The sequence below is a fragment of the Trebonia sp. genome, assembly GCF_030042015.1.
In the GTDB taxonomy this organism is placed as follows: Bacteria; Actinomycetota; Actinomycetes; order Streptosporangiales; family Streptosporangiaceae; genus Trebonia.
In genome coordinates, this window is sequence record NZ_JASIAL010000147.1 from 1 (window position 1) to 11,588 (window position 11,588).

Below are 11,588 nucleotides of genomic sequence, written 5' to 3' on the forward strand. Positions count from 1 at the left end.
CTCGGTAAACCCCACCCGGAGCAAGGTCAAAAGGGCCCGTGCCGCAAGGCGCCGGCCTGCGCGAGCGCTCGAGGGCTGCCCGCCCGATGCTCGCGGGTAGACCGCACGAGGCTGCCGGCAACGGCAGTCCCAGATGGATGACCGCCGCCCCGCGCAAGCGGGCGCACAGAACCCGGCCTACAGGCCGGCTCGCCCCCTTCACGCGAAACTAAACGCGTCTCTCGCGAAACTAAACACGCCGTTGTTCCCTTTTCTTGCTTCGCGCAGAACGAGGAATGAGCACGAACTCCAGGCTGTGTCCCGCCTTTCGCCAGGATGCCGGCAGCGATACCGATCTGGGACATTGCGTCCCAGCTCCCAACGTAATTTCGGGTCTACAATCCCCATTAAACGTTTTTCGAGGGCGTTACCCTCATGTATCGATGAATCGCTAAATAACGGCGGCTCGCCAGTCGCCTCAATCATCAGCCGTAGGTCGAGGCAAGGTCTTTAGCGGGCAAAGGAGCGCGGGCATGAACTTGCGGAGGCCGTCGACGGGGTCGACGCGAAGCAGCGGGAAACTGTACGGCCTGGTAACCGGGGTTTCGGCGATTTGCCTGGGCGTCGGGAGTCTCGCGCTTGTCTTTCTCGCCAATGCCCCTGCCGCGCAGGCGTCGGTGCCGAACACCAGGGTCGCGGTGGCACCGGCGATACCCCGGGGTGCCGCCGCGATCGGAGCGGTGGCGTCGGGCAAGGTCATTTCCGGCGACGTCGCCCTCGTTCCGCGCAACGCGCCGGGTCTTGCCGCCTACGCCGACGGCGTCTCGAAGCGGGGTTCGCTCTACTACGGCCGCTACCTCAGCCTCGGCTCGTTCAACGAGGAGTTCGCGCCGACCACGGCGATGCTCGGTGCCGTCGAGAGCGACCTGCGCTCGGACGGCCTCAAGGTCGGCTCGGTGTCGGCGGACCGCCTGCTCGTCGGCTTCAGCGGAACCGCCTCGAAGGTCGACGCGGCGTTCCACACCTCGCTCGAAGGCTACCGGCTGAGCAGCGGACGCCTCGTTTACGCGAACGACAGCGCGGTGGAGCTGCCGAGCAGCATCGCCCCCTTCGTGCAGGCGATCGTCGGCCTGAACGACCTCGCGGTCCCGCAAGCCGCGCCGGTGCGCTCCTCGGTGACGACCCGCACCAGCACGGCCGCGCCCGATCAGACGCCGCCCGCGGGGGCGGCCGACGCGTGCGCCGCGGCCTCGGCCATCGCCGCCGACGGCGGCGGCCTGACCGCCAACCAGGTGGCGTACGCCTACGGACTCGACCCGCTCTACTCGGCGGGCGATTTCGGCCAGGGCGAGACGGTCGACATCCTCGACCTGTTCGGGTACTCGGTCGCCGACATCACGGCGTTCGACGACTGCTACTACGGCACGACCAACGGCCCGGCCGTCGCCGCCAGGGACAGCTACACCAACATCGACGGCGGGGCCTCTCCCGGTGATGGCCTGGGCGGCTCGGTCGAGACCGAGCTCGACGTGGATACCGTGAACGCCTACGCGCCCAAGGCACTCGTCGACGTCTACGAGGCGCCGGACAGCGACCCGGGCTTCCTGGATGCCATCGCGGCCATGGCCGACAGCAGCGCCTCCATCGAGTCGATCTCGTACGGTGAGTGCGAGCAGCTGGTCCTCGAAGAGTCGCCCGGTTACGCGCAGGAGGAGAACTACCTGTTCGAGCAGGGCGCGGCGATGGGCAAGACGGTCTTCGCCTCGACCGGCGACAACGGCGACGACACCTGCTCGAGCGACAGCGGTCAGCCGGTGGCGCCTTACCTGTCCGCGAGCGACCCCGCCACCCAGCCCTTCGTCACGGGGGTCGGAGGCACCGCGATCACCGCCGCGACCGACCCGCCGCAGCAGGACGTGTGGAACGACGGCGCGGCAGGCGGCTCGGGCGGCGGCGGCATCTCCGACATCTGGCCTGCCCCGCCGTGGCAGACCAGCTCGACCGTGCCCGGGTTCGACAACGCTTCTGTCGTCAGCACGGCCGAGAGCGTCGTCGACGACAACTTCTGCGCCGACACCTACACGAACTCGGTCTGTCGCGAGGTCCCCGACGTGAGCGCACAGGCCTCGCCGAACACCGGCGGGTTCCCCATCGTCACCGACGGCCAGTGGTCGATCTGGGGCGGCACCTCGCTGTCCAGCCCCACCTGGGCGGCCATCACCGCGGACATCAGCTCCCAGTCGAGCTGCTCGGGCGGCGTCGGCTTCATCTCCCCCAAGCTCTACGCGATCGCCTCGGTCCCGGCTGAGTACGCGGCGTCCTTCGACGACATAACCGTCGGCAACAACGACAACTTCGGTGTCGGCGACGGCATGTACCCGGCCACCACGGGTTACGACATGGCCAGCGGCATCGGCACGCCGAAGGTGACGGGCGCGGGCGGCGCGAAAGGCCTCGCCTACTACCTGTGCGCGACACCGGCGGTCGCGCCGCCGACCATCGCGAGCCTCAGCTCACCTGCGCTGTCCAGCGATGCTGTGAGCGGCGGCACGGCAAGACTCACGATCACCGGCAGCAACTTCGAGTCCGCCGGCACCTCGGTGGTCGCCGCCGTCAGCATCGGCGACGTCACCCTCCCCGCCGCCGACTACTCGGTCGCGAGCGACACCCAGATCAACGTGACGGCGATCCCGGACAATCTCCTCACGCTGGAGGAGGGTCAGGGCGGGGCCGCCGACGGGACCGGGACCTACGGGGTGAGCGTGACGGCGACCGGTGGTGCCACGAGCGCCCCAAGCTCGGCGTCGCGCCTGATCCTCTATGACTCCGGCGCCAACACGTCAGGCACGTCTCCCTTCGTGTCCGGCGTGTTCCCGAACGCGGGCGTCGATGCCGGCGGCAACAAGGTCACGATCTACGGGTCCGGCTTCATGACGACGGGCGCGAGCCCGACGGCCAACGTCGCCTCGGTCACCTTCGGCGGGACGCCGGCGGCGAGCTTCACGGTGACCTCGGACAACACGATCACGGCGACGACCCCGGCAACGCCCTCGCCGGGCAACTGCGTGAGCGGGGACAACCCGGCGACGGGTGTCTGCCAGGTGTTCGTGCAGGTCACCCTCAACGGCACGGGCAGCGGCCTGACGAGCGAGGGCTCGCTCAGCCAGATCCCGCTCGAGTTCAGCGGCCAGCTCGCGAACGCGACGTCGAGCGAGGGCCTCTACGCGGCGCCGTTCGAGTTCGACTACGAACCCGTCCCGACGATCTCCACGATCACGACCCTCACCACGCCAGGCAACTACATGAGCGAAGAGGGTGGCACCGAGGCGACCATCACCGGAACGGGACTCGGTGCGCTCGGGTTCGAGTGGCTGAACGTGGGCACCTACCTGAACGCCAACTCGATCAGCTACTCGCCAGTCGCGATCAGCTCGACGAGCCTCACGGTCCTGTTCCCGCCGGAGGCTCCCACGCAGGCGCCGGCCACGTTCCCGGTGACCGTCCAGACCTACGGCAGCCCCAACGTTGCCCCGGGAGCCACCCTCGGAGGTCCCGTCCCGCCGTCCGCGACGGTGGACGTGACCTACGCGCCAACTCCTTCGGTCTCGTCGTTCTCGGTCGCGGGCACCTCCTACAAGGCCGGCCCGACGAGCGGCGGCTCGGACCTGACGATCACCGGCGCTGGCTTCGACGGAGCCGAGCTGGTGCTGTTCACGGACACCAAGTACGGCTTCCCCGCCACCCAGTATGTGCTCGACGTGGTCTCCAACACCAAGATCGAGCTGGTCACGCCAGCGGCGCTGACCGGGATCTACACGCTGGAGGTGTGCGGGGTGTCGGGCTGCTCGCTCCCGTCCACCGCGTCCTTCACTTACTACCTGCCAGGCAATCCCTCGCTGACGTCGGACACGCCGATGACGGGCCCGGCCGGCACGACGATCACCGTGAACGGTTACAACCTCGGGTACATCCAGGCCGTCTACTTCGGAACCGTGAAGACGACCGACTTCAACCAGGCGATCTTCTGGGAATCCGGGAACACGAGCCAGTTCACCGTCGTCGTCCCCGCGGGCACCCTCGGGTCGACGGTGGACATCCGGGTGGCGACCATCGAGAGCCTCGCCACGAACTACGACAACGGGAAGAGCCCGGTCAACCCGGCGGTGACCTTCACCTACGCCGACACAGTGCCTTCCGCGCCGCGGGACGTCACGTCCAGGGCCGGGAGCGGGACCGCGTCGGTGACGGTGACCTGGAAGGCGCCGGCCCGCGATGGCGGCACGCGCATCACCGGCTACGTGGTGACCGCCAGGGCCAAGGGTGAGAAGCCGGTCTCTGAGTCCGAGAGCGCCGGCACGACCAAGGCGACCTTCGGGAAGCTGGCACTCAAGGTCGCGTGGACCTTCACGGTGGTGGCGAAGAACAAGGTGGGAACCGGCCCAGGCGCGACCTCCAGGCCGGTAACTCTCACCTAGGCCAACCGGTCGCAATCGGCGGATGCCGGTTCCGGGGTGGGGAGGGTCAATGGCCCCGACCACCCCGGATCGGTATTTCCGAAGGCGGAATTCTCGCCGCGGGCCCATCGTCATGGCTGTCTGTAATAAGGTATGGAATCTTCGCAGGCGGCGCGCTGGCCAGGCGAATAACGCGGGTTACGCAGGATGAAGGAGTCGCGATGCACCGACTGGTCCGTCGGCGGGTGCGCGTCGAGGCCGTAGCGGCACTAGTCGTGGCGTGGCTGGCGGGCGCGCTCGTGCTCGGGCTGGCAACGCGCGCGGGCGCGGTGCCGACAGCGACGCTGATGGCGCTCGGGCCGCTGCTCGGCGGCCTGCTCCTTCAGTTCACGCACAGCCTCAAGCTGGCCGAACGGATCGGGAACCTGGACAGCACAACGGCCCGCACGCTTGAGAACGTGAAGCGGACCGGCAGCGGTCTTGGGCAAGAGATCAAGCAGACGTACCGCCAGCTGGAAGCGCTGCAGAACCTGACCGCCATCGTGCCAGCCGACGACGTGCTGCCCGCCACCCGGGGCTGGGCGGCGTCGCCGGACCTGCTCATGGTGCTGGTCGACCTCATCATCACCGAACGGCCGTCGCTCGTCGTCGAGTGCGGCAGCGGCGCGTCCACGCTGTGGCTCGCGCTGGCGATGCGCCGGTTCGGGATCGACGGCCAGATCATCGCCCTCGATCACGACCCCGTTTACGCCAGCAAGACCCGCGACTTCCTGGCCAGGCACAACGTCAGCGACCTGGCCGAGGTACGCGACGCCCCGCTGGAGAGCTTCAGCCTCGACGGCGAAACCTACTCCTGGTACACGAGGCAGGCGTGGGAGAACCTGATGGGGATCGACCTCCTGTTCGTCGACGGGCCGCCCGCGGCCACGGGCCGCCGGGCCCGTTACCCGGCGCTGCCGTTGCTGAACGGGGCGCTCAGCCCGGTGGCCGTCGTCGTCCTTGACGACCTTGTCGTGGCGGACATGCAGCAGGCACTGCGACGCTGGCTTGACGCCTACCCGGATATCGACTCGCAGATCCTTCCGCTGGAGAAGCAGGCCGCCGTGCTGCGCAGGACGGTCAGGGCCGCTGGCTTCTCGCCTGACTCCCCGGTCGTCGGGACCGCCCACCCGTAAGGCGGGCGGCCAGGCAGGCGACAGCGCTCGTAAGCTCGGCCTCATGCCATTCCCCGACGAGCTGGCCCGCGGCCTGTCCGTAGTGCCGTACGACCCGGGCTCGCGGCCAAGGACTGCATCGACATCCAGGTCCGCGTCGGCGCGCTCGATGAGGACTCAATCGTCAGCCTTTTTGAGCGAATCGGCTTTCGGGTGCGGCCCGAGCCGTGGAACCGGACGGAGACCACGCGAGGCGGGCGATGGGCAAAGCTGGTCTTCGCGCCTCCGGCTGGCGAGCGGGCCAGCAATGTTCACGTGCGTGAGAGCGCTAGCGAAACCGCGCGCCGCAACCTGCTGTTCCGTGACTTCCTGCGAGCGAACGCCACCGCCCGCGACGCCTGGGGCGACTTCAAGCTGCGCCTGGGGCTGATCGCCCCGGACATCTACCAGTACGGGCAGGCCAAAGCCGGTCCCACCGAGATCCTGATGATCGCCGCGGAGAGCTGGGCATCCGATACCGGCTGGACGCCATGTTACGGGTCTTAATCACGCAGGAAAAACGCTGATCAACACGGCCGCCCACGAGTAAACGTGCAGCCGAATCCCGGGTAAACAGCAACGCTACTGTTCTTTCACCAGAACGCGGCCATGAGTTTGCCCAATGATCCGGAGGCGCTCACTGCCCGCTCATCAGGAAGGAAAAGGGTGAGTGGCGGTAATTGTTCCCCCGACCGGACGGAGCATGCTCGTGCCTCAAATCTCACGCCGTCGTCTGCTGCAGGGCCTCGGCGCGGCCGGAGCAGCGGCATTCGCCGCCGAATTCCTGCCGTCGAACGTCCGCCGCGCGCTGGCTGTCGGTCCCTCGCAGGGCGGCAGACTCAGCGACATCAAGCACGTGGTGATCCTCATGCAGGAGAACCGGTCCTTCGACCACTACTTCGGGACGCTGCCCAACGTGCGCGGGTTCTCCGACCCCGCCGCGATCACGCTGAGCACCGGCAATTCGGTCTTCTACCAGCCAGACCCCGAGAACCCGGACGGCTACCTGCTGCCGTTCCACCTCGACACCCAGACCACAAGCGCGCAGGCGCAGCCGTCGACCAGCCACGCCTACACCGTCCAGCACTCCGCCTGGAACGGCGGGCTGATGAACAACTGGCTGCCCGCGCACCTGGCGGCGGACGGCGTCAACGGCCCCTACACGATGGGCTACCTGGAGCGCGACGACATCCCCTTCCAGTTCGCGCTCGCGGAGAACTTCACGATCTGCGACAACTACCACTGCTCGGTGCTCGGCCCGACCTGGCCGAACCGGCTGTACCACATGTCGGCGTGGATCGACCCCCTGGGCGTGGCCGGCGGGCCGATCACCTCCAACATCGACCCGACGCCGTACAAGTGGCTGAGCTACCCCGAGGCGCTCACCAACGCGGGGGTGCCCTGGCAGGTGTACCAGGAGGTCGACAACTACGAGTGCAACCTGCTGGAGATGTTCAACTCCTTCCAGGTCGCACCGGTCAGCTCCACCCTGTACCAGAGCGGGCTGCGCACGTTCTCTTCCGGGCAGTTCGAGTACGACGCCATCCACGACCGGCTGCCGACCGTCTCGTGGATCATCCCGACCAGCTACCAGTCCGAGCACCCGGACTACACGCCGGCCGCGGGCGCGGACTTCGTGGCCAGCAAGATCGACGCGATCGCGGCCAACCCCGACGTGTGGGCCAAGACCGTGTTCATCCTCAACTGGGACGAGAACGACGGCATCTTCGACCACGTGGTCCCGCCCACGGCGCCGGCGGGCACGGCCGGCGAATACGCCGTCGACTATCCCACCGACCCGATCGGCGCCGGGTTCCGGGTGCCGTGCATCATCGTGTCGCCGTTCACCCAGGGTGGCTGGATCGCCAGCGAGACCTTCGACCACACCTCGGTGCTGCGCTTCCTCGAGACGCTCACCGGCGTGACGATCCCCAACATCACGCCGTGGCGGCGCGCCACGTTCGGGGATCTCACGTCGGCGTTCGGCGCCTACCCGTCGGGCGGCCCGTTCCCGGTGCTGCCGGACACCAAGGCCCAGCTCGCCCGGGCCGTCTACGAGGTCACCACGCTGCCGCCCGCGGTGTTCCCCGGTGCCAGCCAGACACCGCCGGTCCAGCAGACCGGCCCCCGTCCCCATCCGCTCGGCACGCCCGCGTGACCGGCCGCCGTCGTCGCAAAGGAGATCCGCACATGTCAGCTGACAACGGGACACCCAGGCGCCTGGGCAGGCGGCGCGCCACGATCGTGGCCGCCGCCACCGCCGCGGGCCTGGTGGTCATCGGCGCGCCGATCACCGCCATGGCGCTGACCGGGACGTTCGCCGGCCACGGGACGCCCGCGGCGAACGCCCCGGTCGCGAGCGCCGGATGGACGTCGCGCACCGCGCTCACCAAGGCCGCGCTCACGGCCATCTCGAAGGCCGCGGGCCCGGATCCGGACTACTACGCCTACGTCGCCGCCTCCACCGGCGACGAGGTCGTGGAGGTCAACGTGGCCGCCGCCGCCATCGTCGGCGAGATCAGCACGGACACCGCCGACGGCGTCGCCGCCACCCCGGACGGCAGCGAGCTCTACATCGCCGACACCGGCCAGTACTACGTCCTCGCCGCGAACCCGGCGACGGGGGCCGAGACCAAGATCGAGGTCGGGCCGTACCCGCAGGACGTCGCCGTGTCGCCGTCAGGCAACCTCGTGTACGCGACCGTGACCGGCGGCGACACCGGTCCGGGCGGGTCTAACGCCGTGGCCGTCATCGACCCGGCGACCAACACCGTCACCGGCGACATCACGGTCGGCACCGCCCCGCGGCAGGTGGTGTTCAGCCCGAACGGCTCGGCCGCGTACGTGACCACGGAGACCGGGATCTACGTGATCGACACCGCGACGTCCGCGGTGACCCAGGTGATCCCCGACCTCGGCGGGAGCCCGCAGGGCATCGCGGTCAGCCCCGACGGTTCGGCCCTCTACGTCACCAACCCCGACGCCGGCACGCTGCTGAAGATCAGCGCCGCGACCGGCAGGATCATCGGCAGCACCCCGGCCGGCGCCGAGCCGCAGGCGGTCGCGGTGACGCCGAACGGGTCCACGCTCTACGTCGCCGACATGAACTCCGACTCGGTCTCGGTGATCGACGCGGCGACCCTGCGGGTGACCGGGACGATCTCCGTCGGCCGCCTGCCCATGTCGGTCGCGGTCAGCCCCGACGGCTCGCAGGTGTGGGTCGGCAACGGCTTCTCCGGCTCCGTCTCGATCATCGCCACGGCGGCCAACTCGGTCATCGCGACCGTCGGCGGCGGCCCGGGCACGTCCACGCTGGACGCCGCCATCACCGGCATCGCCTTCGCCCCCGCTCCATAACCAGGGCCGATGGGCCGCTGTCGCGGCTGTTGCCTGACAGCGGCCCATCGCCCGCGCGGGGTCGCGGCAAGCAGGTTGCTAAGGTGAACTCCTGGGATGGGACTGCCGCGGGGGAGGCGCTCTCCATGGAGTACTTGGTCACGATGACCACACGCGTGCCGCCGGGGACTTCCGAACAAGCCGTCGCGGACGTCCGCGCCCGCGAGGTGGCCGGCCAGGGGCACCTCGTCCGGCTGTGGACGCTGCCGGGCGAGGGGCGCGCCCTCGGCGTCTACCGCGCGCGAGACGGCGCCGAGATGGCGGCCATCGTGAAGTCGCTGCCCCTCGACCCCTTCATGAACACCGAAATCACGCCGCTCTCGCCGCACCCGACCGACCCGGCTTCCGCCGTCGGCTGAGCGAGGACGCCGTGAGCGATACCGGCCAGCGGGTCGCGATCATCACCGGGGGCTCGCAGGGAATCGGCGCCGGCCTCGTCGCCGGGTACCGCGGGCAGGGCTGGGCGGCACTTGACCGGTTCGGGCGGATCGACACGCTCGTCAACGACGCCGGGGTGTTCATCTCCAAGCGGTTCACCGACTTCACCGCCGACGACTACGCCCTTGTCGTGGGCGTCAACCTCACCGGATTCTTCTGGCTCACCCAGCACGTCATCGCCGAGATGCTCAAGCGGGGCGGCGGTCACGTGGTGAACATCTCCGCCACCGTCGCCGAATACGCGCTCTCCAGCGAGCTCTCGGTGCTCGCCGCCCTCACCAAGGGCGGCGTGGCCTCGGCCACCAGGGCCCTGTTCCTGGAGTCGGCGCCTTACATCATCGGCGAGATCCTGCACGTCGACGGCGGGCGGAGCGCCGGTCACTGACCGGGCCCGCGAGGCGGTCGCCGTGGCCACGGGGAGCAGGGCCTATGTCGTGCGGGACGCCGGATCGCCCGGCAGGCTTGGCAAGGTGTACCGGATGTACCCGTACACGCTCCAGGCGCTGCTGCAGGCACTCGACGAGGCCCGGCTGCGCAGCTACAACGGGCCGCCGCAAGTCGTGACCGTGGTCGCCGACAGGCAGAGCACGGTCATCCGCCGGTTCGAGCACGGCCGCGAGGTGCCCGTCACGGACTCGTGACCGGGCTCGGCCATCGCGCGCGTCCGGTCACCTCCTAGCCCAGCGTCCCGGCGAGCGCGGCCGCCTCGGCCCACGCGTCGTAGGAGTAGATCCACCGCCGGTCGGTCAGCTGGCTGCCCGAGCTGTCGTAGCCGGCGCCGTTGCGCCGCGAGCCGAGCTGCACGCGCGCCGTCCGCTCCCGCCGCAGCTGTTCATACGCGGCGAGCGCCCGCGGCACGCCGGCCGGACCGGCGCACGAACCAAGCAGTGCCGCGAGCGCCACCGCGTCCTCCAGGGCCTGGTTCACGCCCTGGCCCAGGTGCGGCAGCATCGGGTGCGCCGCGTCGCCGAGCAGCGTCAGCCGCCCGCTGCTCCACCGGGGCAGCGGCGCGCGGTCGTACATCCCCCAGGCGAACCCGCTGCCGCCCGGCCCGGTGATCGCGGCGATGACCTGCCCGATGACCGGGTCCCAGCCCGCGAAGTGCGCGGCGAGCGCGGCCGGGTCGCCCGCCGCCGACCAGGACTCCCGCACCGACGTGTCCGACGACACGAACCCCACGTAGTTCAGCAGCTGCCCGGCCCGCACCGGGAACACCAGGAAGTGCTTGCGCTCGCCCACCCACATCCGCATCGTGCCGGCCGGGTACTCAGCCAGGCCGGGCACCAGGCCGCGGTAGGCAACCACCCCGGAAAACACGGGCTCCGCCGGCGCCACCACGAATCCCTGCAGCACCGAATGGATCCCGTCCGCCCCGATCACCACGTCCGCGCTGGCGGCCGCCCCGTTCGCGAAGAACACCGTCGCGCCGCCGGCGTCCTGGCTGAAGTCCGTGCACCGGTGCCCGGTCGCCACCGTGCCGGCCGGCAGCCGCCCGGCGAGCAGCGCGAGCAGGTCGGCCCGGTGGATGCCCACGTTGCGCCCCGGCTGGGCGAACTGGTGCGGCTGGTGTGGCGCCGGGCGCCCGTCGGACAGCCGCAGCTGAGCCGACAGGTGCCGCGCGCCCACTCGCGCGATCCCTTCGCCGAGCCCGAGCCGGTCCAGCATCCGCAGCCCGTTCGGCGCCAGCGACACACCCGCACCGACCTCGGTCAGCTGCTGCGCCTGCTCGTAGACCCGCACGTCCACGCCGGCCCGCGTCAGCGCCAGCGCCGCGGCGGTCCCCCCGATCCCGCCGCCGACAACGGCCGCACGCAGCGCCACGCTCTCACCCCTTTTTATCCCGAACGATCCCGGCCGCCTCCCCAGCCTCAGCCGAGCTGACCATAGGGTAGACGCCGAACGTGACCAGGTCCTGCCAGCGGCCGGCCCACCCTAGGCGATGCGCAGCAGCTTCCTGGCCTGCGCCCAGGTCAGCACGACATCGGTCGGGGTGGGGCCGCAGACCCCGGCGAAAAGCTCGGTCTCGCTGTCGCCGAAGGCCTTCCCCCTGGTCACGTGGCCGGCGCCCATCGCGATCTCGTGGCCGAGGCCGCCGCAGATCGCCGCGCTGACGTACTGGCCGAGGATG

Annotated in this window: 10 protein-coding genes; 8 read left to right on the forward strand and 2 right to left on the reverse strand. The window is 69.9% G+C overall.

Features of this window, described 5'->3' with window-relative positions:
- The first annotated feature begins 512 nt into the window (after positions 1–512).
- From Q1N79_RS07485 to Q1N79_RS07520, 8 genes are all read left to right on the forward strand, one after another.
- Positions 513–4,454, forward strand: coding sequence for an IPT/TIG domain-containing protein (locus Q1N79_RS07485; protein ID WP_300605928.1), 3,942 nt, complete (start codon positions 513–515; stop codon positions 4,452–4,454).
- A 200-nt stretch (positions 4,455–4,654) separates the two neighbouring features.
- Entirely contained in the window at positions 4,655–5,608 is a 954-nt protein-coding gene (locus Q1N79_RS07490) for a class I SAM-dependent methyltransferase (RefSeq protein ID WP_300605930.1), read from the forward strand.
- A gap of 48 nt (positions 5,609–5,656) precedes the next feature.
- Positions 5,657–6,133, forward strand: coding sequence for a GrpB family protein (locus Q1N79_RS07495; protein WP_300605946.1), 477 nt, complete (start codon positions 5,657–5,659; stop codon positions 6,131–6,133).
- 202 nt (positions 6,134–6,335) lie between these two features.
- Entirely contained in the window at positions 6,336–7,784 is a 1,449-nt protein-coding gene (locus Q1N79_RS07500) for an alkaline phosphatase family protein (RefSeq protein ID WP_300605932.1), read from the forward strand.
- 32 nt (positions 7,785–7,816) lie between these two features.
- Entirely contained in the window at positions 7,817–8,983 is a 1,167-nt protein-coding gene (locus Q1N79_RS07505; RefSeq protein WP_300605934.1) for a YncE family protein, read from the forward strand.
- Positions 8,984–9,066: 83 nt separating this feature from the next.
- On the forward strand, positions 9,067–9,381 hold the full coding sequence (locus tag Q1N79_RS07510) for a muconolactone Delta-isomerase family protein (RefSeq protein ID WP_300605936.1): 315 nt from the start codon (positions 9,067–9,069) through the stop codon (positions 9,379–9,381).
- Positions 9,382–9,392: 11 nt separating this feature from the next.
- On the forward strand, positions 9,393–9,845 hold the full coding sequence (locus Q1N79_RS07515) for an SDR family NAD(P)-dependent oxidoreductase (RefSeq protein WP_300605938.1): 453 nt from the start codon (positions 9,393–9,395) through the stop codon (positions 9,843–9,845).
- A 22-nt stretch (positions 9,846–9,867) separates the two neighbouring features.
- On the forward strand, positions 9,868–10,101 hold the full coding sequence (locus Q1N79_RS07520) for a hypothetical protein (RefSeq protein WP_300605940.1): 234 nt from the start codon (positions 9,868–9,870) through the stop codon (positions 10,099–10,101).
- A gap of 34 nt (positions 10,102–10,135) precedes the next feature.
- Here Q1N79_RS07520 and Q1N79_RS07525 read toward each other — a convergent pair whose 3' ends face one another.
- On the reverse strand, positions 10,136–11,281 hold the full coding sequence (locus tag Q1N79_RS07525) for an FAD-dependent monooxygenase (protein ID WP_300605942.1): 1,146 nt from the start codon (positions 11,279–11,281) through the stop codon (positions 10,136–10,138).
- Between the two features lie 111 nt (positions 11,282–11,392).
- The coding region (locus tag Q1N79_RS07530; protein ID WP_300605944.1) for a hypothetical protein at positions 11,393–11,588 on the reverse strand (196 nt) is incomplete at its 5' end.